Source organism: Metabacillus sediminilitoris (assembly GCF_009720625.1).
Classification (GTDB): domain Bacteria; phylum Bacillota; class Bacilli; order Bacillales; family Bacillaceae; genus Metabacillus; species Metabacillus sediminilitoris.
The window spans coordinates 152,089-176,576 of the sequence record NZ_CP046266.1; the positions used below are offsets into that span (position 1 = coordinate 152,089).

A 24,488-nucleotide genomic window follows, 5' to 3' on the forward strand; every position below is an offset into this window, starting at 1 on the left:
AGATGCGTCGTATTGATCCAAACAAATTAGAGCTTGAAGAACGCGTAGTTACCGTTAACCGCGTAGCGAAAGTTGTTAAAGGTGGTCGTCGTTTCCGTTTTGCAGCACTTGTTGTTGTAGGAGACAAAAACGGTCATGTAGGTTTCGGTACTGGTAAAGCACAAGAGGTACCAGAAGCAATTCGTAAAGCAATCGAAGATGCTAAGAAAAACTTAATTGAAGTACCAATGGTTGGTACTACAATTCCTCACCAAGTTATCGGTCAATTTGGAGCAGGAAATATTCTTTTAAAACCGGCATCTGAAGGTACAGGAGTAATCGCTGGAGGACCTGTTCGTGCGGTATTAGAATTAGCAGGTGTTGCAGATATTCTTTCTAAGTCTTTAGGTTCAAACACTCCAATTAACATGATCCGTGCTACAATTTCTGGATTAAGTGAATTAAAGAGTGCTGAAGATGTTGCGAAGTTACGTGGAAAAACGGTAGAAGAACTGTTAGGATAAGGAGGGAACTAAAATGGCGAATAAGTTAGAAATTACCCTCACTCGCAGTGTGATTGGTCGTCCTGAAGATCAACGTGTTACTGTTAAAACTCTTGGACTTAATAAGTTACATCAAACTGTAGTTCAAGATGATAATCCTGCGATTCGCGGTATGATTAATAAAGTTGCTCACTTAGTTACAGTTAAAGAACAATAAAAGAAACATCAATAAATAAGGAGGTGTCCCAATGAAACTTCATGAATTGAAACCAGCAGAAGGTTCACGTAAAACACGTAATCGTGTTGGTCGTGGTACTGGTTCTGGAAACGGTAAAACAGCTGGTAAAGGTCATAAAGGACAAAATGCTCGTTCTGGTGGTGGAGTTCGTCCTGGATTCGAAGGTGGTCAAACTCCTTTGTTCCGTCGCTTACCTAAACGCGGATTCAAGAACATCAACCGCAAGGACTTTGCTATTGTAAATCTTGAGACTCTTAACCGCTTTGAAGAGGGTACTGAAGTTACTCCAGAATTATTGCTAGAAACTGGTGTTCTTAGCAATACAAAAGCTGGTGTAAAAATCCTTGGTAACGGTCAATTAGAGAAAAAACTAACTGTTAAAGCTAACAAATTCTCTGCTACTGCAAAAGAAGCAATTGAATCTGCTGGCGGTACAGTTGAGGTGATCTAATGTTTAAAACAATCTCCAATTTTATGCGCGTGGGTGATATTAGAAGAAAGATCATATTCACCCTTTTAATGTTAGTAGTATTTCGTATAGGCACGTTCATTCCTGTGCCGAACGTCAACGCCGAGGTTCTAAAAGCACAGGATGAGCTAAATGTTTTCGGAATCTTAAACACATTCGGTGGTGGTGCATTGTATAATTTCTCAATCCTTGCGATGGGAATTATGCCATATATCACAGCTTCGATCATTGTTCAGCTTTTACAGATGGACGTTGTTCCGAAATTTACTGAATGGTCTAAACAAGGTGATGTTGGGCGACGCAAGCTCGCTCAGTTTACACGATACTTTACGATAATATTAGGTTTCATCCAAGCGTTAGGTATGTCTTATGGTTTTAACAACATGTCAGGCGGCATTCTTATAGAAAACCCTGGTGTTGCCACATACCTATTAATTGCGATTGTATTAACAGCTGGTACAGCTTTTTTAATGTGGTTAGGAGAACAGATCACTTCTAAAGGTGTTGGTAATGGTATTTCCATTATCATCTTTGCTGGGATCGCTGCAGGAATTCCTACAACTGTTAACCAAATTTATGCTCAACAATTTCAAAATGCCGGTGATCAACTATTCATAAGAATTATCACCGTAATCATTCTTATATTAGCTATATTAGCTGTTGTTGTTGGTGTTATCTTTATCCAACAAGCACTTCGTAAGATTCCAATTCAATATGCTAAGCGTTCTGGAAATAACAATGCGGCTGGTGGTCAAACGACTCATCTTCCATTAAAGGTTAATCCTGCTGGTGTTATTCCTGTAATCTTCGCAGTGTCATTCATTATTACTCCACCGACGATTGCTTCGTTCTTTGGACCTAATGATGTAACGGATTGGATCCAGAAAACATTTGATTACACACAGCCAATAGGAATGATCATCTATATAGCATTAATTATTGCTTTCACATATTTCTACACATTTGTACAAGTAAATCCTGAACAAATGTCGGAAAACCTGAAGAAACAAGGCGGCTATATTCCTGGGATTCGACCAGGTAAAAGTACGCAAGAATATGTTACAAAGGTATTATATCGTTTAACTTTTGTCGGTTCTCTTTTCTTAGCAGTTATAGCTGTTCTTCCTGTTTTCTTCATTCAGTTTGCTGATCTTCCACAATCTGCACAGATTGGTGGAACAAGTTTGCTAATTGTTATAGGGGTTGCTCTAGAAACAATGAAACAGCTTGAAAGTCAATTAGTTAAACGTCATTATAAAGGCTTTATTAAATAATGAGGATATGGGAGACCCGTTTCCCATCCCTCAAAATAGAGACTGAGGGGGGTATACAAATGAATCTAGTATTGATGGGCCTTCCAGGTGCTGGTAAAGGCACACAGGCTGAACGTATTGTAGAGAAGTACGACATCCCTCATATCTCAACAGGAGATATGTTCAGAGCTGCTATGAAAGAAGAAACAGAACTAGGTCTACAAGCGAAATCATTCATTGATAAAGGTGAACTTGTACCGGATGAAGTTACAATAGGTATTGTTCGTGAACGTTTAGGAAAGAATGATTGCCAAAAAGGTTTTCTTTTAGATGGTTTTCCTAGAACTGTTGCTCAAGCTGATGCGCTTGAAAATATTCTAGCAGATCTAGACAAAAAGATTGATTATGTCATCAACATTGAAGTAAATAAAGATATCTTGATGGAACGCTTAACAGGTCGTCGTATCTGCAAACAATGTGGCGCTACTTACCATTTAATATTCAATCCACCTGCTGCTGCTGGTGAATGTGATAAATGTGGTGGAGAACTATATCAACGTGCAGACGACAATGAAGAAACGGTTGCAAATCGTTTGGAAGTTAACCTAAAGCAGACTGAACCATTATTAAACTTTTATAACGAAAAAGGTTATTTAACAAATATTAATGGTGAACAGGATATCGATAAAGTCTTCGTAGATGTAAATCAATTGCTCGGAGGCCTTGTGCATGATCATATGTAAGACCCAGCGTGAACTTGAAATTATGAGAGAAGCTGGTCGGATTGTTGCACTAACACATCAAGAACTTCAAAAATATGTTAAACCAGGTATCACTACGAAAGAATTGGATGCAATTGCCGAAAAGTATATTCGTCGATGTGATGCAATTCCATCTTTTAAAGGGTATAATGGTTTTCGCGGGAGCATTTGTGTTTCTGTTAATGAAGAACTCGTTCACGGAATTCCAGGTGATCGCCTATTGCGTGAAGGAGATATAATTAGTATTGATATAGGTGCAAAATATAATGGATATCATGGTGATTCTGCTTGGACTTATGCTGTAGGTGAAATTTCTGACGAAGCTCAGAGACTTTTAAATGTCACTGAGGAGTCTTTATATAGAGGACTTAAGGAAGCGAAACCTGGAGATAGACTTTCAAATATCTCTCACGCCATTCAGACTTATGTTGAAGAACATAATTTTTCTGTTGTAAGAGAATATGTTGGTCATGGGGTAGGGCAAGAATTACATGAAGATCCGCAAATTCCCCATTATGGTCCACCTAATAAAGGTCCAAGGCTCAAGCCTGGAATGGTGTTAGCGATTGAACCAATGGTTAATGCGGGTACCCGTTATGTTAAAACATTGGCTGATGAATGGACAGTTGTAACAGTAGATGGTAAAATATGTGCCCATTTTGAGCATACGATTGCCATAACTGAAATAGGCTATGAAATTCTAACAAAAGCCTAACTACTGATGGAGAAAAGCGAAAGTTTGAATCTCCAAATTGAATGAATGTTCATCATCTAGAATTCTTTATCTTCGTATCTCCGGAAGTTCAGAACAGTATAATGGAAACAGGTCGTGTGACAAAAAGGATAGTGAAATACCTTAGTTTGTCAATGAGCAAGTTACTGATTTTGAGAAGGGAGAACAGTTCGATGGCGAAAGACGATGTAATTGAAGTAGAAGGAACTGTCATGGAAACATTGCCGAATGCAATGTTCAAGGTAGAACTTGAGAACGGTCATACGGTATTGGCGCATGTATCTGGAAAGATTCGCATGCATTTCATTCGTATTTTACCTGGAGACAAAGTAACGGTAGAATTATCTCCATATGATTTAACTCGTGGAAGAATTACGTACCGTTTTAAATAATTAGCACTCCGTACTACTAAGGAGGTATTAAAATCATGAAAGTCAGACCATCTGTTAAACCGATTTGTGAAAAATGTAAAGTCATTCGCAGAAAAGGCAAAGTCATGGTTATTTGTGAGAATCCTAAACATAAGCAAAAACAAGGTTAATCTATAAGGAGGTGCAAGCTTAATGGCTCGTATTGCAGGTGTTGATATTCCTCGTGACAAGCGTGTTGTCATTTCATTAACATATATCTTCGGGATCGGACGTTCAACTGCTCAGAAAGTTTTAGCTGATGCTGGAGTTTCTGAAGATACACGTGTACGTGATCTAACAGAAGAAGAATTAGGTAAAATTCGTGACGTAATCGATAAGCTAAAAGTTGAGGGTGACCTTCGTCGTGAAATCTCTCTTAACATCAAACGTCTAATCGAGATCGGTTCATTCCGTGGTATCCGCCACCGTCGTGGTTTACCAGTTCGTGGACAAAATACGAAAAATAATGCTCGTACACGTAAAGGACCACGTCGTACTGTAGCAAACAAGAAAAAATAAGGTAAAAGGAGGTTAATCCATAATGGCACGTAAAACGAACACTCGTAAACGTCGTGTGAAAAAGAATATAGAGAGTGGAATTGCTCATATTCGTTCAACTTTCAACAACACGATTGTTACTATTACAGATACTCATGGTAATGCAATTTCATGGTCAAGTGCTGGAGCGTTAGGTTTTAGAGGTTCACGTAAATCTACTCCTTTCGCTGCACAAATGGCTGCTGAAACAGCTGCAAAAGCATCACAGGAACATGGTTTAAAAACTCTTGAAGTTACAGTTAAAGGACCAGGTGCTGGTCGTGAAGCGGCGATCCGCTCACTACAAGCTGCAGGCTTAGAAGTAACTGCTATCAGAGACGTTACACCAGTTCCACATAATGGATGCCGTCCACCAAAACGTCGTCGTGTGTAAATTTTCTGTATAGATTTTGTATCCCTGTCTATAATGGGTTATGATACAGTATATAAGTTCTAGCAGAATCACTATGTTGTTGTGCACATTCGGGAACTTTTGAATGGGGAATTTCGGTTAGACGTATAACAAAACTCTTTGTCTAGCCGGGGTTTCGACGTTTTGAAGGAGGGTTTATAGATGATAGAAATTGAAAAACCAAAAATCGAAACGGTTGAAATCAGCGATGATGCCAAATACGGTAAATTCATCGTCGAGCCACTTGAGCGTGGATATGGTACAACTTTGGGTAACTCCTTACGTCGTATTCTTTTATCCTCACTCCCTGGTGCCGCTGTAACATCAATCCAAATTGATGGCGTACTTCATGAGTTTTCAACAATCGAAGGTGTTGTTGAAGATGTTACTTCGATTATCTTAAACATTAAAAAGCTTGCTCTTAAAATCTATTCAGATGAAGAGAAGACGCTTGAAATTGATGTTCAAGGCGAAGGAAGTGTAACTGCTTCTGACATTACTCATGACAGTGACGTTGAAATTCTTAATCCAGATCTTCATATTGCAACTCTTGCATCAGATTCTAGCTTTAGAATGAGACTTACAGCAAAGCGCGGACGTGGCTATACTCCAGCTGATTCAAACAAAAGAGAGGATCAACCAATTGGAGTTATTCCAATCGATTCTATCTACACACCAGTTTCACGTGTTTCCTACCAAGTAGAGAATACACGCGTTGGCCAAGTTGCTAACTACGATAAACTGACATTAGATGTTTGGACTGATGGTAGTACAGGACCGAAAGAAGCGATTGCTTTAGGTTCAAAGATCCTTACAGAACACCTTAATATCTTTGTAGGGCTTACAGATGAAGCTCAACATGCAGAAATTATGGTCGAAAAAGAAGAGGATCAAAAAGAAAAAGTTCTTGAGATGACGATTGAAGAATTAGACTTGTCAGTCCGTTCTTACAACTGTTTAAAACGTGCTGGTATTAACACAGTACAAGAGCTTGCTCATAAAACAGAAGAAGATATGATGAAAGTTCGTAATCTAGGTCGTAAATCTCTTGAAGAAGTTAAAGCGAAATTAGAAGAACTAGGTTTAGGTCTTCGCAAAGACGACTGACGACTAGTTAGAAATTAACTAGCGTTTTCGTATGTTTCAATAGATATATGTATTAAAAAACATACATTATACAACGAAGGAGGGGACATCACATGTCATACAGAAAATTAGGCCGTACTAGTGCACAACGTAAAGCTATGCTTCGTGATTTAACTACTGATTTAATCATTAGTGAGCGTATTGAAACAACTGAAGCACGAGCTAAAGAATTACGTTCAACTGTTGAAAAGATGATTACATTAGGAAAGCGTGGAGATCTTCATGCTCGCCGTCAAGCAGCATCTTACGTTCGTAATGAAGTTGCTGAAGTTGTAACTGTTACAACAGAAGAAGGTAAAGAGAAGGATAAGCCAAAATATGCTTTAGAAAAACTTTTCACTGATATTGCTCCACGTTACCAAGAGCGTCAAGGTGGGTACACTCGCATCATGAAAATTGGACCTCGTCGCGGTGACGGTGCACCAATGGTTATCATTGAATTAGTTTAATTAAATTTTTTACTACAAGGGCGTGACAGTTGCAGAACTGGATCAATGCCCTTTTTTTATATATTAGAATGTATAAGTATTTCACAAAATGTGGCTAAGCGCATACACAGCCATCTCCAGGGCATGCCCTCGATTAATGTTTACAGCGATTGAAATGAGAAGAGCGCATTCTTATCCCTATCTGTCTATATTTTAAAGGCTAATAAGGCGTATGCGTCTTTGTTGAATGTCTAACTCAGGTGTTTTCAGCGAAGCACAGGATTTGTTTGGTACAATTAACCTGTGATGACAGCTTAGAATGCCTTGTGGTAGAAATAAATCGCCAGAGCAGACAGATATCTTGTCATATGCTTCTCGCTGCTGGGAGGGCGCCTTGCGCTTTTCTAAATAGAGGTTAGGAGAGACGAGCGATGGGTCAACCAATCATAGAGGTAGAAAACATAACCTTCCATTATCATCAGGAATCGACTCCTGCTTTAAATGATGTATCATTACATGTTAATAAAGGAGAATGGCTTGCAATTGTAGGTCATAATGGATCTGGTAAATCTACGTTAGCAAGAATATTGAATGGATTATTTATTCCTGATAGTGGGAAAGTCCGTGTAAGTGGAATTGAACTTTCTGAAAAAACGATTTGGGAAATTAGAAAACATGTTGGTATGGTTTTTCAAAATCCTGATAATCAGTTTGTCGGAACAACAGTTAAAGATGATGTTGCATTTGGACTTGAAAATATCGGTATTTCTAGAGATGAAATGGTGAGAAGAATTGATTGGTCAACGAAGCAAGTAAAAATGGATTCTTTTCTGGATCATGAACCACACCATCTTTCAGGAGGTCAGAAACAGCGTGTAGCAATTGCAGGGGTTATCGCTGTACAACCCGATATTATTATTCTAGATGAAGCAACATCAATGTTAGATCCAATTGGAAGAAGCGAAGTGATTCACACGATACGTGAATTAAACAATCAGGGATTATTAACAGTTATCTCAATAACACATGATTTAGAGGAAGCCTCTAAGGCCGATAGAATAATTGTAATGAACGGTGGGGAAAAGTTCGCTGAAGGTATACCAGAGGATATTTTCATGCTTGATGAAAAGCTTGTTGAAATTGGTCTAGATCTACCTTTTCCATTTCAATTAAGTAAAAAGCTAAGAGAAGCTGGTGTTCCAATTCGACATAACCATCTAACAGAGGAAGGTCTGGTGAATGAGCTATGGACATTAAAATCAAAAGCTTAGAACATCGCTATCAGGCTCGTTCCCCTTTTGAAAGGCTTGCACTTTATGATATAAATATAACGATTAAAGAAGGTACGTATGTATCTATTATAGGACATACTGGTTCTGGTAAGTCAACGATTCTTCAGCACTTGAACGGGCTTTTAAAACCAACTAAAGGTTCGATTCAAATTGGGGATTATATGATTCAATCAGGTAAAAAACATAAAGATTTGAAGGCTGTAAGAAAGCTAGTTGGAATTGTCTTTCAATTTCCTGAGCATCAACTCTTTGAAGAAACTGTCGAGAAAGATATTGCCTTTGGACCAATGAATTTTGGCGTAAGCGAAAAAGAAGCAATCCTTAAAGCACGACAATGCTTAGAAATTGTAGGATTACCAGAGTCCATTCTAAAAAAATCACCTTTTGATTTAAGTGGTGGTCAAATGCGAAGGGTTGCAATAGCAGGTGTGTTAGCTATGGGACCTGAAGTCCTTGTGTTAGATGAACCAACAGCTGGTCTGGATCCTAAGGGTAGAAAAGAGATCATGGACTTATTTTACCGTTTGCATAAAGAACAAAACCTTACGATTATTCTAGTTACACATAGTATGGAGGATGCTGCTAAATACTCAGATGAGATTATTGTTATGCATAAGGGTACGGTAGCAATGCAGGGCAGCCCAAGAGAGGTATTTAATGAGGCAGATAAATTAGCGTCATTAGGATTAGATCTGCCTGAAACAGTCAAGCTCCAACAATTATTAGCAGATAAAGGACTATCCTCAAACGAGATTTCCCTAACTTTAGATGAGACTGTTAAACAAATTAAGGCATTAATAGGTGAGGTGGTTTCAAAATGATGGATAGTATGATCATTGGAAAATATGTTCCAGGACACTCACTTATTCACCGAATGGATTCACGATCAAAACTAATCATGATCTTTTTGTTCGTGTTTATTGTCTTTCTAGCTAATAATGCTCTAACATATGTATTGCTAGGATTATTCACAATTACGATTGTGTTATTAACAAAATTACCAGTAAATTTCTTAATAAAAGGTCTTAAGCCTGTATTATGGATTATTTTATTTACGTTTATTCTCCATCTTTTGGTAACAAAGGAAGGAGAAATTTTGTTAGATTTAGGTTTCTTCCAAATTTATGAGGAAGGTCTAAGACAAGGGATATATATATCTTTACGCTTTTTATTCTTGATCTTGATGACAACTATATTAACCCTAACAACGACACCTATCGAAATTACGGATGGAATGGAAAGCTTATTGGCTCCATTCAAAAAGCTTGGTTTACCTGTACATGAACTTGCTTTAATGATGTCAATTTCATTACGTTTCATACCAACCTTAATGGAGGAAACGGATAAGATTTTAAAAGCACAGATGGCAAGAGGTGTTGACTTTGCGAGCGGTCCTATTAAAAACCGGATCAAAGCAATTGTTCCATTACTTGTTCCACTTTTTATTAGTGCTTTTAAACGTGCTGATGAGCTTGCTACAGCAATGGAAGCAAGGGGTTATCAAGGTGGGGAAGGCAGAACAAAACTAAGACAATTAAACTGGAAGTTTTTAGACACAGCTGTCCTTGTACTACTAATCATTTTGGGATTATTATTAATTTATTTACGGGCATAGGAGCAGAAAATGAGGGTAAGATGTATTGTTTCTTATGATGGTACACATTTTAGCGGGTACCAAGTTCAACCACAAAAGAGGACAGTTCAAGGGGAAATTGAAGAAGTTCTATTTAAACTTCATAAAGGACAACCTATTAAGGTACATGCCTCTGGAAGAACAGATGCTGGGGTTCATGCGGTAGGACAAGTTTTTCATTTCGATACACATCTAACAATTCCTGAAGAAAGATGGCCATATGCAATAAATAGCTTACTTCCAGAAGATATTGTTATAGTTGAGGCTAACTATGTCGATGAGCATTTCCACGCACGGTTTGATACGACTGCTAAGGAATATCGCTATCGAATTGATCAGCAAAAGATGATTAATGTGTTTAAACGTAATTATAGCTTTCATTACCCATATAAACTCGATTTAAGCGCCATAAGAAGGGCTTGCACTCATTTATGTGGGACACATGATTTTACGAGCTTTTGTGTAGCAAAAACAGAGGTTGGAGACAAAGTTAGAACGATTTACTCAATTGAAGTTATTGAAAATGAAAAAGAAATCATATTTCGTTTTATCGGTAACGGATTTTTGTATAACATGGTACGAATACTTGTTGGAACCTTGTTAGATGTAGGGCAAGGTAAAATAAATGCTGATCAAATACCAACAATACTAGAAGGACGCAATAGAAGCTTGAGTGGTAAAACAGTTCCTGGTCGTGGGTTATATTTATGGAAAGTTCATTATGACAACTAAACCAGGTGTAACATTTTCTTGACATTAGGTTATATAAGTTATATTATATTTGATGGTATGTATTTCAACCCCACGAATAAGCCCCGGAAACTTATCGTGTTATGAAATAGAAGAAGAACCAATATATATTTTTATCAACTAGGAGGGAATAACATGCGTACAACGTTTATGGCAAACGCAAGCAATATCGAACGTAAATGGTACGTAGTAGATGCATCTGGCCAAACTCTTGGTCGTCTTGCAAGTGAAGTAGCATCTATCTTACGTGGTAAGCACAAACCAACTTTCACACCACACGTTGACACTGGAGATCATGTAATCATCATCAACGCTGAGAAAATTGAATTAACAGGTAAAAAATTAACTGATAAAATTTACTACCGTCACAGCAATTTTCCTGGTGGATTAAAAACTAGAACTGCAAACGAAATGCGTACGAACTATCCTGAGAAAATGCTTGAATTAGCAATCAAAGGAATGCTTCCAAAAGGTTCATTAGGACGTCAAATTGGTAAAAAATTACATGTATACGCTGGTGGCGAACATCAACACCAAGCACAACAACCTGAAGTTTACGAACTTCGCGGATAATTAAAAAGGAGGTTATTAATTTGGCACAGGTTCAATATTACGGTACTGGTCGTCGTAAGAGTTCAGTAGCACGTGTACGTTTAGTTCCAGGTGAAGGCCGTATCGTTGTAAATAGTCGTGAAATTACAGACTACATCCCATCAGCAGCTTTAATTGAAGATATCAAACAACCATTAAACTTAACTGAAACTACAGGTAGCTATGATGTTCTTGTAAATGTTTCAGGTGGTGGAATTGCAGGTCAAGCCGGCGCTATCCGTCATGGTATTTCTCGTGCTTTATTAGAAGCAGATCCAGAATACCGTCCAACACTTAAACGTGCAGGTTTATTAACTCGTGACGCTCGTATGAAAGAACGTAAAAAATACGGTCTTAAAGGCGCTCGTCGTGCACCTCAGTTCTCAAAACGTTAATTATCAACGTTTCAAAGGCTCTCAACCAAATTGGTCGGGGGTCTTTTTTATGCCTGAAAGCTTCTTTTGACTACATTTTGACCACTATGACCACAACTCAAAGCTCAATATACTGTGACATGCGTATAGTCGTTCATGGTCATTTGAATATCTGAGTGACCCAATCGTTCTTGAACCTCTTTAATGTTTGCTCCAGCCTCAAATAACAGAGAAGCATGGGTATGTCGTAACCCATGTATTGTAATGGGGTGAAGGTTGTGTCGCTTAATTAATATGTTGAGCTTCTCGTTTAAATAAGCCAATCTCAATGGAGTTCCGTCTGGTCTGGTGAATATAATATTATTATTCGCATTCCTACTTCCAAATGCTAAATTTTCCTCCATTTGGATTATACGCCACTTTTTTAATAGGGAAAGGGATTGGGTATCTAAACTGATTAAACGCTTAGAATCCCTAGTTTTAGGCGTTTGAAGAAGATGCTTTCCGTCAGTTTGAAAAAGTGTTTTCCACAATTTTAATGATCTAGCCTCAAAATCAATATCTTCCCAAGAAATAGCTAATAATTCACCTTTTCGTGCTCCAGTATAAATTAATAGTTGAAAAATAACATGATCACGTAAAGATAATTCATTTTTAGTAATGAATAGGAAATTTTTTATTTCTTCCTTTGTCCAGTAATTACGTTCATTAGCAGCATTTTGTTCTGACATTAATTCTAATGCCAGTTTAGGTATGGTCATGTAAAAACTAAATATGGTATGTACCTGTTACCGATAGCTTATCCGGAAGGTTGTCCTACCCAACCAGCATACCCTGCAGGACATGCATGTATTACTGGAGCAGGAGTTACTATGCTGAAAGCTTTCTTTAATGAATTGTTCATTATTCCAGATCCTGTAGTTACTAATAATGATGGCACAGCATTAATCCTTTATGGAGGTCAAGCACTAACAATAGGAGGAGAGTTAAATAAACTTGCCTCCAATATCGCACATAGACGTGATACAGCAGCTATTCACTGGCGATCCGATGGAGTTGCGGGTCTGGAATTAGGGGAATCCGTTGCTATAGGTATTCTTAGGGCCTATAGGCCAACATACAATGGAATTTTTAAGGGCTTTTCCCTAACAAAATTTGACGGGACGAAAATTACCATATAAAAGAAATGGCTACATGTGTAAATTGGGCAAGAAAATTTGCAACAATTACCATTCCAGTACTCGCATCACATATAAATAGAGAATTTATTCTAAATAACAAAAAGACTGACTAAACTGTCCTTAAATATGACATTTTGAGATCAGCCTTCTCCTTTTTTGTGTATTTCGTACAAGCATAAGAAAATTCATTTCATATAATAAATTTAGAAAGCGAGGTGTTTTTAATGTGTTCATGTAAAAAAACTCCAAAGCCACGGGTGTTGTTTCAAGGCAGACCAGTACAGATTCCAAATGGATATAACAATCAACCTGCCCAGGTTATGGTAAAAAATCCGGTAAGAAAATTTGGTAAAAAATATTAGATTCCACCGAGGAATTGTACAGGGGTTCTTCAACTTTTTTTCGTACCTGAGATTCCTTAGAATCAAGATTTTTTTGCTTACTAATAATATGCCAATGGTATAAAAACTGATAATAGAAGAGATTTATATAGTTATTTTTATTATTACCATCTAGTATAGAAATTGTATCTAACCAAATGTCGTGAGAAACAATTAATGCTTGTCACGACATTTGGTTAGGGATTCAATTCTAAAGAAAATTACTTATAAATCGAATACTTAATAAACTAAAAGTGCTGTTGGATTTTTATTGGAGAAAATACTGTGTCTCTCTAAATTTATTTCTTTTCTTTTAAATATTAATTATTTTCTCTGAAAATTCTTCTATAGTGAACTTGTCAGTTTCAACAATAATCTCCGGAGCTTCCGGTTCTTCGTACGGGTCATTATTGGCGTTTGGAAGGCTCTCAACCGATTTGGTTGGGGATCTTTATTATTTCAAAAAAAATTGCTCTTAACCAAAGTTCAGCATGAGGACGATACAGATACTTGGCGGGCTCTAAGTACATGATTTTAATTGAGAGAATTCATAAAAAATGCTAGGTAGATCAATTTCTACCTAGCATTTTCATGTTAGATACGTCCAAGAGCTTTTTTCGTTGAAGTACCGACAATCCCATCTACTACTAAACCCTGTGCTTTTTGAAATTGACGAACTGCCTGAGCTGTATTAGGACCGAAAACCCCGTCTATACCCTTTGTATTGTAACCATGAGCAGTCAATATGTGTTGAAGCTCTTTTACTTCTTTTCCTCGACTCCCCGTTTTAAGAGGACTGCTTTTGTGTACATCTGTAACAGGTTTCGCTTGGTTCGATCCTAAGATCCCCCAAATTGCTTTTCTTGTTGAGGGACCGACAATCCCATCTACTGACAGTCGTCGAGATTTTTGGAATTGGCGGACTGCCTGCTCTGTATTTGCACCGAAGATCCCATCTAGCCCTTTTGTGTTAAAACCGATTGAAGTAAGTTTGCGCTGGAGTTCTTGAACGGCTGTACCTTTACTGCCTCTTTTTAAAGTGCTTCCATTAGATATAGCTGGCACTTCAGGAGATCCTGAGCTCGCTGTTACTTTATATCCATTAGCTGCGGCAATGGAATCAAATGTTTTATTAGAATCTGTGATAATAACTGTTGTATTGGTTGGTACTTGATTAAATAACCATTCGACTTCATTATCGTACATTCGTATACATCCAGAGCTTACATATCCGCCAATTGAATTCGGGTTATTATTCCCATGAATGGCATAAGTTGTACCCCACGTTCCTCTAGCATTTAATCCAAGCCATCTGTTGCCAAGCGGATTACGCGGGTCACCTCCTGGAATATTACCTTTGTAGTAAGGCCGATTCTTGATTTTGTTCACGATTTTAAATTTGCCCTCTGGTGTTAAGGTTTGACTTCTCCCAGTACCCACCTTAAAAACTTTTTGCAACTGACTGTTTTCATAGTAAGCTAGCTGGTTGTTTGCTTTGTTAATAATAATGAATTTGCTACCTGCTGCAGTACTAGAGGGTAAATCTAAACTGAAAAATGCAAGAAATGCTAAAATTAAAAGAATAAATAATTTTTTTATCAACCTTGCCTTCCCCCTTTGATGTCGTATTCACTTGTTAAACGAAAGATAATGAGAAAGTGTTTCCAAAAATTAACAAATAAAATAAAAATCTAGTGAGGGTAATTTATATTTTTTGCTGTAAAGTGTATGATTTAAATGCTACGAAATCTAAATTTCTTGTGAAATGGTGTCTGTTTCTAAAAGTGAAAGGGTGACCATTGTATTAGTAATTTGAAGAGAATTCGCGAATGTATAGATCAACAGATAAATAATACATAAAGGGGGGAATAGATGAATTCAGTAGCGTGTGTAAGTAAAGTTCCATTCGAAGTCTGTATCGTTGTACTGTTTAGGAATATTTACAAGATCAAGAGGATTATTTGAGTAAATATACATTTTTTAAGCATACTTGAAAGTTTGTTTGCTTGAATCTTTTTATTATTTACAGGTGTAATTTATTGAGATATCTCGTCTATCATCTTTTGACTTAGTGTCTTATAAAAGGTGGCTACTATTGATCGACCACTCTTTTATTTAATATTATTATTTAATATTATTATCTATGTCTTTCTTCCAACACATTTTCTCCCATGTTTCCTTCTAAATAATTTTTGTATTAGCTTAAGCAGTTTAAATGGTTCCTTAAGTATTGATTTCTATCTTTTATAAATGTAATCATCAAATCTTTTTCAGCATTAAATTGTTCAGCTAGATCAGCGTCTTAAAAGAAAAGATAGGAGCGGATGGACTCAATGAAAGATGTAATGATTGGTTCGAGATATTCAGTGGTAAAAAGGGTATCAAGAAGTTTCTCCATCAAATCCCGGTACGGCTTTCTAAAGTTAGGTATTTCTAAAATCTTTTTGATTCATGTATTTTTGCCCTCAGTACTAATGGAATCCAAGTCATGAAGATCACCATTCCATTCGCAGCCAAATGTTGTATCATAGTCCCATGAAATAATTTCAAATAAGACTGATTCGATATTGACTGCAACTGCCAACCAGTGAAGATAATTGACTACCGCCAGGCAATTTGAAATTTTTTCTGCAAAGTCTTCATGAGGAGTATTGTATATCCAAATTATTGTTTAATTTCCGTTGATACCCCATAGTAAACGATTCTAAAGGAGCTTTGTAAATTACTAAAACATGCTTCAAATTTCATCCACAAAAAAGAGCATCCTTAATGCAGAAGAACCAAGTATCTACAGCAAGGACGCTCTTTAATTGAAAAGTATAAAACTCTAATTCAAAAATTATATACTTATTTTCTTTTCTTCAACAGGTATTGTGTTAACAATTGTGTTTTTTGATTTCCTCTTAACTGCTATGTAATAGTAAGCATAACACATTATCATAAATGGAATCCCACAGTAAAGAGCCATTCGTTGTTCTGGTATAAAGGCAAGGCTAACAATTACCACTGTGTTGAAGAAAAGCGATAGCAGTGGTACCAGTGGATAAAGCGGTGTTTTAAACTTTAACTCGCTTACTTTACCACCTTCCTTAATAAACTGCTTCCTTCCTAGTAAGTTAGATAGGGCGATAGAGGCCCAGACAACTACAGCACCGAAACCAGCAATTGATAAAAGCCATAAGTAAACAGTATCTTCTGCATATATTCCAGAGAGTAAGGATAAACATCCTACTGCCATACTAATAATAAGGGCATTTAACGGTACACCACGTTTTGAAAGCTTACCGAAAACCGGATGAATCATACCTTTGTTTGACATCGACCAAAGCATACGTGTTGTCGCATATAAACCAGAGTTTGCTACAGATAACACAGCAGTAATAATAACAAAATTCATAATATCTGCTGCATAAGGGATTCCTATTTTGTCAAAAACAACAACAAAAGGACTTTCTAATAGACCGGCTTCTTTCCAAGGGAATAAACCTGCAACAACAAAGATCGATAAAACAAAGAAAACGAGAATCCGCCAAACAGTACTATTTACTGCTTTAGGAATATTTTTCTCAGGATCTTCACTTTCACCCGCAGCAATACCTACAAGCTCTGTTCCTTGGAAGGAATAATTAACTCCAATCATTGTGATTAGAATGGCAATCAATCCATTTGGAAATAGACCACCATGGTCAAAATAATTTGAAAACAGTGGTGCAGAATGGCTACCTTTCATCTCAATCAAACCAAACATGGCTGCTAAACCTAATATGATGAAAACAATGATCGTTAAAACCTTAATACTCGAAAACCAAAATTCCACTTCTGCAAAGCTTCTAGTTGATGAAGCATTAATAGCGAATAAAATTACAGCAAATACCACACACCAAATCCAAGTAGGTGTATCAGGAAACCATCGTTTCATTAAGATACTAACGGTAATTAATTCTAAGCCAATCGTTACAGCCCAGTTTAACCAGGACATCCAGCCAATCATATAACCCGTAGATGGAGAAATGTACTTTGTGGCATATGTTTGATAAGAACCTGCATCTGGGAGTCTTACTGCCAATTCTCCTAAACAAAGCATTGTCAAATACATAACAAACCCGCCAAATAGATAAGCGATTAATGCTCCCCCAGGACCAGCCTCACCAATTGTATAACCAGAACCAAGAAAAAGACCTGTCCCAATTACTCCCCCTAAAGCAATCATAAATACATGGCGGCTTTTCAATTCACGTTTTAATTGATTGTTTTGTTGCATGTTAAAACTCCCCCCTTGCCCAAGTGTAAGCGGTTTAATTATTTCTGAAATAAATACTAGGATTATACACTCTATGTATAAATTTTACTAATAAATAAACTGCTATATTCTTTTTCTAAAGGTCTGTGGAAGAAGCACCTTTATTAGGTAATAATATATTCTGAATTAATTGAAATCAATATATTTAGAAAAATAAAAACTATATTTAGATAATTCATGCAGATAAATCTAAACACTTTTAAATTTTCTGGGAAATAAAAAATGGAAGAGATTTCACGAATGATATAGATCGACAGATAAACAATACATATAAGGGGGTTAGTAGATGAATGATGTTATTTCTTTAAAGCAGAAGAGGCACCAAAAAGAATTAATTTATGAGAAAAAGATGCTCCGTGAACTTTCGTTAACAGATATAAAAAAGAGATTTGAGGATTGTTTTGGTTTTTTTGAAAAGGGGAAAAAAGAAATGATAGAGGACGGGTGTATTGATTTTGCAATTGAAGCCTATTTATTAGGTGCAAAGTATAGCCGATTTGGATTTTATGGGGAGTCGATGGAGGATGCGAATAGAAGGTGCTGGATAGAAGAGAAGCGGTTGGTTGATGACTTATTTGATTATTTCATAAACTGGGGAAAATTGAATATAAAAGATATTTCTTTCGATGAGGTGTTTCTAGTTTGTGAATATTATATTCAATCATGGTGGAAACAAGGCTATATAAAAGGAGAAAAGCGATATAAAATGAGACTCCACTAATCATTGACTTATTGTACTTCTTTATCATATTCCTCCTAATTGTCCCATATATTGAAGAGAGGGGACGAGCAGGAGGGAATAATATGAAGAAAAAATTTAAGTGGTTAGGTTTTACCGTGGGTTTTATCGTGTTGCTTATTCTTTTCCAGTGGCAATTTACAAATGATAAATCCTGGGAATCGTGGAATCTCCCGCTTACTGGAAAAGTCATTTATCTTGATCCAGGTCATGGCGGTCCAGATGGTGGGGCGGTAGGTAACAATACTCTAGAAAAGGACATCTCACTAAGTATTACCTTATTATTAAGAGATTATTTACAAGAACAAGGAGCGCTTGTGCTATTAACTCGAGAAGAGGATGTAGACTTAGCGGATGAAGATACATCAGGTTACAGCAGAAGAAAAGCAGAGGATTTGAAAAAGCGTGTGAAATTAATTAATGAATCCGAAGCTGATTTGTTTTTAAGTATCCATTTGAATGCAATTCCTTCTGCGAGATGGAGCGGAGCACAAACCTTTTATAATGGAAGGTTTATTGAAAATGAAGATGTAGCAAAATACATTCAAGATGAGTTGCGGAGAAATCTTGAGAATACTGAACGTGTAGCAAAACCAATTGATGGGGTGTATTTACTTAAAAATAGTGAAAAGCCAGGAGCGTTAGTAGAAGTTGGATTTTTATCTAATCCTCAAGAGGAAAAGCTGCTAAATTCTGAACAATATCAAGAGAAAGTAGCGGCATCTATTTATAATGGTATTTTAAGATACTTCTCCAATGAAAAGAACCCACCTGAATAATATGAGTCTAAACATTTGAAGACTAAATATTCTTAATACCCTTTAAATTATGTTATACTAATGAAAACGAATTCAGCTAAGGGTGGTTAATATGCTACGAGAACAAGAATTACGTACAATAATAGGACAACTGCAGGATCCTTTTTTACATATAACGTTAGAAGAGCTGAACGCCATTAAAGAAGTGAAAATAAAAGAGGAAAAATCACATGTTAGTTTAAAAATTGGTATTGCTAAAACAAACACTGCTGAACAACTTAAGTTACAGCAGCAAATTGTCGACACAGTAAAAGAAGCGGGTGCTGAATCGGTAGGGATTCGGTTCCATGAGCTTCCACAAGAAACGATTGCTGCCTATCAGGATTCATCTACTAGTGAATCACATTCTTTATTATCACCTAATAGTAAGACTACATTTGTTGCTATTGCAAGTGGAAAAGGTGGAGTAGGTAAATCAACAGTTTCGGTTAACCTTGCTGTTGCTCTAGCACGTTTAGGGAAAAAAGTAGGACTTATTGATGCAGATATTTATGGTTTTAGTGTACCTGATATGATGGGAATTACAAAAAGACCAGTTGTTAGAGGCGAAAAAATTATTCCTGTTGAAAGATTTGGCGTGGAGGTCATTTCAATGGGATTCTTTGTTGAAGACAACGCACCAGTAATATGGCGGGGCCCAATGTTAGGAAAAATGCTTACAAATTTCTTCCATGAGGTTGAATGGGGAGATCTTGATTACTTACTATTAGATTTACCACCAGGAACAGGTGATGTGGCATTAGATATTCACTCTATGCTGCCAGCATGTAAAGAAATTATCGTATCAACACCACACCCGACTGCTGCTTTTGTAGCTGCAAGAGCTGGGGCAATGGCTATACAAACAGATCATGAAATTATTGGTGTCATTGAAAATATGGCATATTTCGAAAGTGCTAAGACTGGTGAGAAGGAGTATATCTTTGGTCGCGGTGGCGGGGAAAAACTTGCCGAAGAACTCCGAGTACCCCTTATTGGGAAAATTCCATTACAGCAGCCTGATTGGAATGAAGAGGATTTTGCACCATCTGTATATGGTGAAGATCATCCAATCGGTCAAATCTATCTATCGATCGGAAAACAGGTGACAAATCTTATTCCTGTAAAAGCATAAAAAAGCGCCTAAGGGCGCTTTTTTAAGTAGGAGAAATTTTATAAATTAGCTACCACTTCCACCTTGTTCTCCACCTTGACCACCACCACTTCCTTGTTGAGAAGATTGTTCCCCGCCGCTTTGCTGCTGTCCAGCTTCTTCAGCAGCTTTTAATAATGTTTCTTGTATTTTAACTTTATATAATGGACTTGATAATGTTTCCAGAATGACATCTTGAAGGTGTTTTCTAAACTCCTGACTTTTAATGGAAGTCTGCATCGTTTTTTGCATTTCAGGATCTTGAAAAATTCCGATAAGCAATTTTTGATATTCTGGATCTTTCATTAAAGATTTTATAACTTTTTCATGTTCCTCTTGTAAGCTTGTTGCGAAACTCTCAACAAATTTCGGATCCTCAAAAACTTTTTGCCAAAACTTTGTTCCTTTGTCAGAGGTTAATGTACTTTGAATTGTTTCTGTTATGATCTTTTGATCCATAACGAGTACCTGTTTCATTTCTTCGTCTTTCATAACTTCTTGTAGTGCTTTCTTTCCATCATCTGTTTTTAATATATCAACAACCATTTTTTTTGTTTCTTCATAATCAATTTGTCCACCGGATTCTTCTTGGGGTGCACATCCAGAAAACATTAAACCAAATACCGCCATCCCTAATATCATTAGGAGCGTGTGTCTCTTCATGTTAATCCAAGCCCCTTTCTTCTTTACGTATTACTAATTATATTTTGAATTAGATAAGAGATTTTATACGAGGAAAATGCTTCTGATATGGCATTTTTACTAAAGGATTGGTAAAATCAGTAGTAGGAACAAAATGGAGGATAAAGTAGTGAATAGTCGAAATTGGGTGCGTTTATTTTTAAGTACTTTACTTGTAGGTGGGGTAACCACAAGTATTATTGGATTTGCTTTTAAATGGTCAGAATATAAAGAGCTATTTAGCAGCTTTGATATTCTAGAAATACTATCTATTTTATTCTGGCTTTTTGGAGTCGGGTTAATATTTAGTGTTATTAGTCAAATGGGCTATTTTGCTTATTTAACTGTACATAGGTTTGGTTTAGGTATATTCCGTACTGTTTCGTTATGGAATTTAGCACAAATCATTTTAATTATTTTTGTCATATTTGATTTAGTTTATTTCCGTTTTCAATTATTTGCTGAGGGAAATGAATCCATTGTATCTTATGTTTTACTGGCATTATATATATTAATTGTCGGTCTTATTATTGCGTTTTTTAAAAAATCAAGTACAAATAAAGAAGCTTTTATTCCTGCACTGTTTTTTATGATTGTTGTTACAACAATAGAATGGTTTCCAGCTTTGAGAGTAAATGAAAGCGATTGGTTGTTACTTATGCTTGTGCCCTTACAGGTTTGTAATGCGTATCAATTACTGATGCTGCCTAAATTCATTGGAACAAAGAAAAGCTAGCGTATGCTAGCTTTTTACATGTTAATCAATTGAATGTTTAATTCATCTAGTGTTTTTTTATTAAGGCAAAGAAGAGTACGCCATTCTATTTTACTTCTGAGGACTTTGCATCAGCATTAGCGATGAGATCGCCAACAGTTACATTTTTCAAGCCTCTGTTATTTAGTTCTTTCAAGATAGCAGGTAATGCTTTATTTGTTTGTTTAGCTGAATCAGAAGCATGTAATAGGATGATATCCCCGCCTTTTAAAGATGATGTTGTATTTTTGACAATTATTTCAACACCCGGATTTGTCCAGTCGTCTGAATCAATACTATAATGAACAACGGTATACCCTTGTTTTTCTGCAATTTTAAGGACATCCTTGTTAAAGCCCCCACTTGGTGGCCGTAACAAAGTAACATTTTTAACTCCTAATTCAGTAAATACTTCATTTGCTAAAGATAAATCTCTTCTAATATCATTTGGTTCCAGATCGGTGTAATTTTTATAAGCATATCCCATACTGCCAACTTGATGTCCCTCATCAACGATCCGCTTCACTATATCTGGATGTCTTTCTGCCCATGAAGCAGATAAAAAGAATGTAGCATTATTGATTTTTTGTTTTTTTAATGTATCTAAGATAGGCTCGGCGTTAACATCTCCCCAGCTGATATCGAAGGTTAATGCAACTTCATTGTTTTTCGTCTCTCCTCGATAAATGGCTTTAGGTCCTTCAGAAGTAGAAAAAACAGGGTAATTTAATACATTTTCTACATACAAAATTCCAGCAGTAAAGAATGCAGCTATCATAATCAACGCTAGCTGTTTGATTTTTTTCATATGAATGACATGAAAATGATTCATAAGGATCCTCCTCGTCCAACTTTCTCATGTCACAAGTTTATGCTTGGACTTTATTGAAAATGATTAGAAATGCAATTTATTAGAAAGAATGAGGAAAAGACAGTTGAAAGGAGTTAGGTTTAGTGATTTATTATATGTTTAGTGAAAAGGAACGGAGGGAATTAGAAGATCTTGTATTAAATGAGCTGACAATTGTAAATAGTTTATTACGTAAAGTAGAAGGAATAGATAGAGGTGATGTGATAAAAGAGAGAGCTTTAAAAGAAAAACAGGATCTCCTTTTGAGTCTAATAAATAAGGTTTCAAACTATAATCAAAAAAAATATAATTTATAGTTGACCCTTAAATAAGAAAATGATATATTTATATCCGTCGCCAATGAGCGACTAGTTAACTTGATGTAAAAAAAGTTTTAAAAAGAAGTTGACGAACCTGATGAGATGTGTTAAATTAATAAAGTCGCTTCTGAGAGAAACGACAAAAAATGATCTTTGAAAACTAAACAAAACCAAGCGTGCCAACGTTAATTTCGATTAACAAAACAACGTACTATAAAGTACAAAATTATGAGCTACATCAACTCTTTATTGGAGAGTTTGATCCTGGCTCAGGACGAACGCTGGCGGCGTGCCTAATACATGCAAGTCGAGCGAATCTGAGGGAGCTTGCTCCCAAAGATTAGCGGCGGACGGGTGAGTAACACGTGGGTAACCTGCCTGTAAGATTGGGATAACTCCGGGAAACCGGAGCTAATACCGGATAACATGTCGAACCGCATGGTTCGACATTGAAAGATGGCTTCGGCTATCACTTACAGATGGACCCGCGGCGCATTAGCTAGTTGGTGAGGTAACGGCTCACCAAGGCGACGATGCGTAGCCGACCTGAGAGGGTGATCGGCCACACTGGGACTGAGACACGGCCCAGACTCCTACGGGAGGCAGCAGTAGGGAATCTTCCGCAATGGACGAAAGTCTGACGGAGCAACGCCGCGTGAACGATGAAGGCCTTCGGGTCGTAAAGTTCTGTTGTTAGGGAAGAACAAGTACCAGAGTAACTGCTGGTACCTTGACGGTACCTAACCAGAAAGCCACGGCTAACTACGTGCCAGCAGCCGCGGTAATACGTAGGTGGCAAGCGTTGTCCGGAATTATTGGGCGTAAAGCGCGCGCAGGTGGTTTCTTAAGTCTGATGTGAAAGCCCACGGCTCAACCGTGGAGGGTCATTGGAAACTGGGGAACTTGAGTGCAGAAGAGGAAAGTGGAATTCCAAGTGTAGCGGTGAAATGCGTAGAGATTTGGAGGAACACCAGTGGCGAAGGCGACTTTCTGGTCTGTAACTGACACTGAGGCGCGAAAGCGTGGGGAGCGAACAGGATTAGATACCCTGGTAGTCCACGCCGTAAACGATGAGTGCTAAGTGTTAGAGGGTTTCCGCCCTTTAGTGCTGCAGCAAACGCATTAAGCACTCCGCCTGGGGAGTACGGTCGCAAGACTGAAACTCAAAGGAATTGACGGGGGCCCGCACAAGCGGTGGAGCATGTGGTTTAATTCGAAGCAACGCGAAGAACCTTACCAGGTCTTGACATCCCACTGCCCGGTATAGAGATATACCTTTCCCTTCGGGGACAGTGGTGACAGGTGGTGCATGGTTGTCGTCAGCTCGTGTCGTGAGATGTTGGGTTAAGTCCCGCAACGAGCGCAACCCTTGATCTTAGTTGCCAGCATTTAGTTGGGCACTCTAAGGTGACTGCCGGTGACAAACCGGAGGAAGGTGGGGATGACGTCAAATCATCATGCCCCTTATGACCTGGGCTACACACGTGCTACAATGGATGGTACAAAGGGCTGCAAGACTGCGAAGTCAAGCCAATCCCATAAAACCATTCTCAGTTCGGATTGCAGGCTGCAACTCGCCTGCATGAAGCCGGAATCGCTAGTAATCGCGGATCAGCATGCCGCGGTGAATACGTTCCCGGGCCTTGTACACACCGCCCGTCACACCACGAGAGTTTGTAACACCCGAAGTCGGTGGGGTAACCGTAAGGAGCCAGCCGCCTAAGGTGGGACAGATGATTGGGGTGAAGTCGTAACAAGGTAGCCGTATCGGAAGGTGCGGCTGGATCACCTCCTTTCTAAGGAAAATGAGGCACACTTGGTTTT

At 37.6% G+C, this 24,488-nt stretch carries 30 protein-coding genes and 1 rRNA gene; 25 read left to right on the plus strand and 6 right to left on the minus strand.

The window, feature by feature from the left end:
• Positions 1 to 2: 2 nt before the first annotated feature.
• The 18 genes from rpsE to rpsI all read left to right on the plus strand — a co-directional run bounded on the left by rpsE (position 3) and on the right by rpsI (position 11,530).
• Positions 3 to 503: a 30S ribosomal protein S5 gene (rpsE, locus tag GMB29_RS00810; protein ID WP_136357897.1), complete on the plus strand. Its 501-nt coding sequence runs from the start codon at positions 3 to 5 to the stop codon at positions 501 to 503.
• A 13-nt stretch (positions 504 to 516) separates the two neighbouring features.
• Positions 517 to 699: a 50S ribosomal protein L30 gene (gene rpmD, locus GMB29_RS00815; RefSeq protein WP_136357895.1), complete on the plus strand. Its 183-nt coding sequence runs from the start codon at positions 517 to 519 to the stop codon at positions 697 to 699.
• Positions 700 to 730: 31 nt separating this feature from the next.
• The gene (gene rplO / locus GMB29_RS00820; protein WP_136357893.1) at positions 731 to 1,171 is read left to right on the plus strand and encodes a 50S ribosomal protein L15; all 441 of its coding nucleotides are present in this window, start codon (positions 731 to 733) and stop codon (positions 1,169 to 1,171) included.
• Positions 1,171 to 2,463, plus strand: coding sequence for a preprotein translocase subunit SecY (gene secY, locus GMB29_RS00825; protein WP_136357891.1), 1,293 nt, complete (start codon positions 1,171 to 1,173; stop codon positions 2,461 to 2,463). Before rplO ends, secY begins: the two co-directional genes overlap by 1 nt.
• A gap of 59 nt (positions 2,464 to 2,522) precedes the next feature.
• A complete protein-coding gene (locus tag GMB29_RS00830) occupies positions 2,523 to 3,185 on the plus strand; it encodes an adenylate kinase (RefSeq protein WP_136357889.1) in 663 nt (220 codons plus the stop codon).
• Positions 3,172 to 3,918, plus strand: a complete 747-nt coding sequence (map, locus tag GMB29_RS00835; RefSeq protein WP_136357887.1) for a type I methionyl aminopeptidase — start codon at positions 3,172 to 3,174, stop codon at positions 3,916 to 3,918. The genes GMB29_RS00830 and map overlap by 14 nt, the downstream gene beginning before the upstream one ends.
• Positions 3,919 to 4,109: 191 nt before the next feature.
• The gene (gene infA / locus GMB29_RS00840; RefSeq protein ID WP_047972366.1) at positions 4,110 to 4,328 is read left to right on the plus strand and encodes a translation initiation factor IF-1; all 219 of its coding nucleotides are present in this window, start codon (positions 4,110 to 4,112) and stop codon (positions 4,326 to 4,328) included.
• 35 nt (positions 4,329 to 4,363) lie between these two features.
• A complete protein-coding gene (rpmJ, locus tag GMB29_RS00845) occupies positions 4,364 to 4,477 on the plus strand; it encodes a 50S ribosomal protein L36 (protein ID WP_003156543.1) in 114 nt (37 codons plus the stop codon).
• Between the two features lie 22 nt (positions 4,478 to 4,499).
• Positions 4,500 to 4,865, plus strand: a complete 366-nt coding sequence (rpsM, locus tag GMB29_RS00850; RefSeq protein ID WP_136357885.1) for a 30S ribosomal protein S13 — start codon at positions 4,500 to 4,502, stop codon at positions 4,863 to 4,865.
• Between the two features lie 22 nt (positions 4,866 to 4,887).
• A complete protein-coding gene (gene rpsK / locus GMB29_RS00855; RefSeq protein ID WP_066330403.1) occupies positions 4,888 to 5,277 on the plus strand; it encodes a 30S ribosomal protein S11 in 390 nt (129 codons plus the stop codon).
• 180 nt (positions 5,278 to 5,457) lie between these two features.
• Complete coding sequence (locus tag GMB29_RS00860; protein WP_136357883.1) at positions 5,458 to 6,402, plus strand: DNA-directed RNA polymerase subunit alpha; 945 nt, start codon at positions 5,458 to 5,460, stop codon at positions 6,400 to 6,402.
• A 92-nt stretch (positions 6,403 to 6,494) separates the two neighbouring features.
• The gene (gene rplQ / locus GMB29_RS00865) at positions 6,495 to 6,890 is read left to right on the plus strand and encodes a 50S ribosomal protein L17 (RefSeq protein ID WP_136357881.1); all 396 of its coding nucleotides are present in this window, start codon (positions 6,495 to 6,497) and stop codon (positions 6,888 to 6,890) included.
• Positions 6,891 to 7,300: 410 nt separating this feature from the next.
• On the plus strand, positions 7,301 to 8,140 hold the full coding sequence (locus GMB29_RS00870; protein ID WP_136357879.1) for an energy-coupling factor ABC transporter ATP-binding protein: 840 nt from the start codon (positions 7,301 to 7,303) through the stop codon (positions 8,138 to 8,140).
• Complete coding sequence (locus GMB29_RS00875) at positions 8,116 to 8,982, plus strand: energy-coupling factor ABC transporter ATP-binding protein (protein WP_136357876.1); 867 nt, start codon at positions 8,116 to 8,118, stop codon at positions 8,980 to 8,982. Before GMB29_RS00870 ends, GMB29_RS00875 begins: the two co-directional genes overlap by 25 nt.
• Positions 8,979 to 9,776 (plus strand): energy-coupling factor transporter transmembrane component T family protein, encoded by a 798-nt coding sequence (locus GMB29_RS00880; RefSeq protein ID WP_136357874.1) that lies wholly within the window; start codon positions 8,979 to 8,981, stop codon positions 9,774 to 9,776. Before GMB29_RS00875 ends, GMB29_RS00880 begins: the two co-directional genes overlap by 4 nt.
• Positions 9,777 to 9,785: 9 nt before the next feature.
• A complete protein-coding gene (truA, locus tag GMB29_RS00885) occupies positions 9,786 to 10,526 on the plus strand; it encodes a tRNA pseudouridine(38-40) synthase TruA (protein ID WP_136357872.1) in 741 nt (246 codons plus the stop codon).
• A 153-nt stretch (positions 10,527 to 10,679) separates the two neighbouring features.
• A complete protein-coding gene (gene rplM / locus GMB29_RS00890) occupies positions 10,680 to 11,117 on the plus strand; it encodes a 50S ribosomal protein L13 (protein WP_136357870.1) in 438 nt (145 codons plus the stop codon).
• A 20-nt stretch (positions 11,118 to 11,137) separates the two neighbouring features.
• The gene (gene rpsI / locus GMB29_RS00895; RefSeq protein WP_136357868.1) at positions 11,138 to 11,530 is read left to right on the plus strand and encodes a 30S ribosomal protein S9; all 393 of its coding nucleotides are present in this window, start codon (positions 11,138 to 11,140) and stop codon (positions 11,528 to 11,530) included.
• Between the two features lie 104 nt (positions 11,531 to 11,634).
• Here the strand turns inward: rpsI and GMB29_RS00900 are convergent, their stop codons facing one another.
• A complete protein-coding gene (locus GMB29_RS00900; RefSeq protein ID WP_227551444.1) occupies positions 11,635 to 12,240 on the minus strand; it encodes a site-specific integrase in 606 nt (201 codons plus the stop codon).
• A 141-nt stretch (positions 12,241 to 12,381) separates the two neighbouring features.
• On the opposite strand from GMB29_RS00900, the gene GMB29_RS00905 reads away from it, so the two are divergent.
• A complete protein-coding gene (locus GMB29_RS00905; RefSeq protein WP_155443819.1) occupies positions 12,382 to 12,690 on the plus strand; it encodes a phosphatase PAP2 family protein in 309 nt (102 codons plus the stop codon).
• Positions 12,691 to 13,664: 974 nt separating this feature from the next.
• On the opposite strand, the gene GMB29_RS00910 is transcribed toward GMB29_RS00905, so the two are convergent.
• The 3 genes from GMB29_RS00910 to GMB29_RS00915 all read right to left on the minus strand — a co-directional run bounded on the left by GMB29_RS00910 (position 13,665) and on the right by GMB29_RS00915 (position 17,331).
• The gene (locus tag GMB29_RS00910; protein ID WP_319941454.1) at positions 13,665 to 14,672 is read right to left on the minus strand and encodes a L,D-transpeptidase family protein; all 1,008 of its coding nucleotides are present in this window, start codon (positions 14,670 to 14,672) and stop codon (positions 13,665 to 13,667) included.
• A gap of 700 nt (positions 14,673 to 15,372) precedes the next feature.
• Positions 15,373 to 15,519, minus strand: coding sequence for a CotH kinase family protein (locus GMB29_RS27880; protein ID WP_168733954.1), 147 nt, complete (start codon positions 15,517 to 15,519; stop codon positions 15,373 to 15,375).
• 390 nt (positions 15,520 to 15,909) lie between these two features.
• The gene (locus tag GMB29_RS00915; protein ID WP_136357862.1) at positions 15,910 to 17,331 is read right to left on the minus strand and encodes an amino acid permease; all 1,422 of its coding nucleotides are present in this window, start codon (positions 17,329 to 17,331) and stop codon (positions 15,910 to 15,912) included.
• Between the two features lie 325 nt (positions 17,332 to 17,656).
• On the opposite strand from GMB29_RS00915, the gene GMB29_RS00920 reads away from it, so the two are divergent.
• The 3 genes from GMB29_RS00920 to GMB29_RS00930 all read left to right on the plus strand — a co-directional run bounded on the left by GMB29_RS00920 (position 17,657) and on the right by GMB29_RS00930 (position 20,041).
• Positions 17,657 to 18,091: a DUF2521 family protein gene (locus GMB29_RS00920; protein ID WP_136357860.1), complete on the plus strand. Its 435-nt coding sequence runs from the start codon at positions 17,657 to 17,659 to the stop codon at positions 18,089 to 18,091.
• 83 nt (positions 18,092 to 18,174) lie between these two features.
• Entirely contained in the window at positions 18,175 to 18,888 is a 714-nt protein-coding gene (gene cwlD, locus GMB29_RS00925) for an N-acetylmuramoyl-L-alanine amidase CwlD (RefSeq protein WP_136357858.1), read from the plus strand.
• 91 nt (positions 18,889 to 18,979) lie between these two features.
• Positions 18,980 to 20,041 carry an Mrp/NBP35 family ATP-binding protein gene (locus GMB29_RS00930; protein WP_136357856.1) on the plus strand — a complete coding sequence of 354 codons (1,062 nt, stop codon included), beginning with the start codon at positions 18,980 to 18,982 and terminating at the stop codon, positions 20,039 to 20,041.
• Positions 20,042 to 20,086: 45 nt separating this feature from the next.
• Here the strand turns inward: GMB29_RS00930 and gerD are convergent, their stop codons facing one another.
• Positions 20,087 to 20,722 carry a spore germination lipoprotein GerD gene (gene gerD / locus GMB29_RS00935; RefSeq protein WP_136357854.1) on the minus strand — a complete coding sequence of 212 codons (636 nt, stop codon included), beginning with the start codon at positions 20,720 to 20,722 and terminating at the stop codon, positions 20,087 to 20,089.
• A gap of 148 nt (positions 20,723 to 20,870) precedes the next feature.
• Here gerD and GMB29_RS00940 point away from each other — a divergent pair, with 148 nt between their 5' ends.
• The gene (locus GMB29_RS00940) at positions 20,871 to 21,476 is read left to right on the plus strand and encodes a KinB-signaling pathway activation protein (protein ID WP_136357852.1); all 606 of its coding nucleotides are present in this window, start codon (positions 20,871 to 20,873) and stop codon (positions 21,474 to 21,476) included.
• Between the two features lie 85 nt (positions 21,477 to 21,561).
• On the opposite strand, the gene pdaB is transcribed toward GMB29_RS00940, so the two are convergent.
• The gene (gene pdaB, locus GMB29_RS00945; RefSeq protein ID WP_136357849.1) at positions 21,562 to 22,326 is read right to left on the minus strand and encodes a polysaccharide deacetylase family sporulation protein PdaB; all 765 of its coding nucleotides are present in this window, start codon (positions 22,324 to 22,326) and stop codon (positions 21,562 to 21,564) included.
• Between the two features lie 122 nt (positions 22,327 to 22,448).
• On the opposite strand from pdaB, the gene GMB29_RS00950 reads away from it, so the two are divergent.
• Together GMB29_RS00950 and GMB29_RS00955 are read left to right on the plus strand one after the other, a co-directional pair.
• Positions 22,449 to 22,661, plus strand: coding sequence for a hypothetical protein (locus GMB29_RS00950; RefSeq protein ID WP_136357847.1), 213 nt, complete (start codon positions 22,449 to 22,451; stop codon positions 22,659 to 22,661).
• Between the two features lie 249 nt (positions 22,662 to 22,910).
• Positions 22,911 to 24,460, plus strand: a 16S ribosomal RNA gene (locus tag GMB29_RS00955).
• Positions 24,461 to 24,488: the final 28 nt, after the last annotated feature.

Coding starts and splice junctions, on each gene's coding strand:
- pdaB (WP_136357849.1), bottom strand. CDS start 22,326: ATGAATCATTTTCATGTCATTCATATGAAAAAAATCAAACAGCTAGCG.
- GMB29_RS00915 (WP_136357862.1), bottom strand. CDS start 17,331: ATGCAACAAAACAATCAATTAAAACGTGAATTGAAAAGCCGCCATGTA.
- GMB29_RS00900 (WP_227551444.1), bottom strand. CDS start 12,240: ATGTCAGAACAAAATGCTGCTAATGAACGTAATTACTGGACAAAGGAA.
- infA (WP_047972366.1), top strand. CDS start 4,110: ATGGCGAAAGACGATGTAATTGAAGTAGAAGGAACTGTCATGGAAACA.
- GMB29_RS00860 (WP_136357883.1), top strand. CDS start 5,458: ATGATAGAAATTGAAAAACCAAAAATCGAAACGGTTGAAATCAGCGAT.
- GMB29_RS00870 (WP_136357879.1), top strand. CDS start 7,301: ATGGGTCAACCAATCATAGAGGTAGAAAACATAACCTTCCATTATCAT.
- rpsK (WP_066330403.1), top strand. CDS start 4,888: ATGGCACGTAAAACGAACACTCGTAAACGTCGTGTGAAAAAGAATATA.
- rpmJ (WP_003156543.1), top strand. CDS start 4,364: ATGAAAGTCAGACCATCTGTTAAACCGATTTGTGAAAAATGTAAAGTC.
- GMB29_RS00930 (WP_136357856.1), top strand. CDS start 18,980: ATGCTACGAGAACAAGAATTACGTACAATAATAGGACAACTGCAGGAT.
- truA (WP_136357872.1), top strand. CDS start 9,786: ATGAGGGTAAGATGTATTGTTTCTTATGATGGTACACATTTTAGCGGG.
- cwlD (WP_136357858.1), top strand. CDS start 18,175: ATGAAGAAAAAATTTAAGTGGTTAGGTTTTACCGTGGGTTTTATCGTG.
- secY (WP_136357891.1), top strand. CDS start 1,171: ATGTTTAAAACAATCTCCAATTTTATGCGCGTGGGTGATATTAGAAGA.
- gerD (WP_136357854.1), bottom strand. CDS start 20,722: ATGAAGAGACACACGCTCCTAATGATATTAGGGATGGCGGTATTTGGT.
- GMB29_RS00905 (WP_155443819.1), top strand. CDS start 12,382: ATGCTGAAAGCTTTCTTTAATGAATTGTTCATTATTCCAGATCCTGTA.
- GMB29_RS00830 (WP_136357889.1), top strand. CDS start 2,523: ATGAATCTAGTATTGATGGGCCTTCCAGGTGCTGGTAAAGGCACACAG.
- rplO (WP_136357893.1), top strand. CDS start 731: ATGAAACTTCATGAATTGAAACCAGCAGAAGGTTCACGTAAAACACGT.
- rplM (WP_136357870.1), top strand. CDS start 10,680: ATGCGTACAACGTTTATGGCAAACGCAAGCAATATCGAACGTAAATGG.
- rpmD (WP_136357895.1), top strand. CDS start 517: ATGGCGAATAAGTTAGAAATTACCCTCACTCGCAGTGTGATTGGTCGT.
- rpsE (WP_136357897.1), top strand. CDS start 3: ATGCGTCGTATTGATCCAAACAAATTAGAGCTTGAAGAACGCGTAGTT.
- GMB29_RS00920 (WP_136357860.1), top strand. CDS start 17,657: ATGAATGATGTTATTTCTTTAAAGCAGAAGAGGCACCAAAAAGAATTA.
- GMB29_RS00880 (WP_136357874.1), top strand. CDS start 8,979: ATGATGGATAGTATGATCATTGGAAAATATGTTCCAGGACACTCACTT.
- GMB29_RS00875 (WP_136357876.1), top strand. CDS start 8,116: ATGGACATTAAAATCAAAAGCTTAGAACATCGCTATCAGGCTCGTTCC.
- rpsM (WP_136357885.1), top strand. CDS start 4,500: ATGGCTCGTATTGCAGGTGTTGATATTCCTCGTGACAAGCGTGTTGTC.
- rplQ (WP_136357881.1), top strand. CDS start 6,495: ATGTCATACAGAAAATTAGGCCGTACTAGTGCACAACGTAAAGCTATG.
- map (WP_136357887.1), top strand. CDS start 3,172: ATGATCATATGTAAGACCCAGCGTGAACTTGAAATTATGAGAGAAGCT.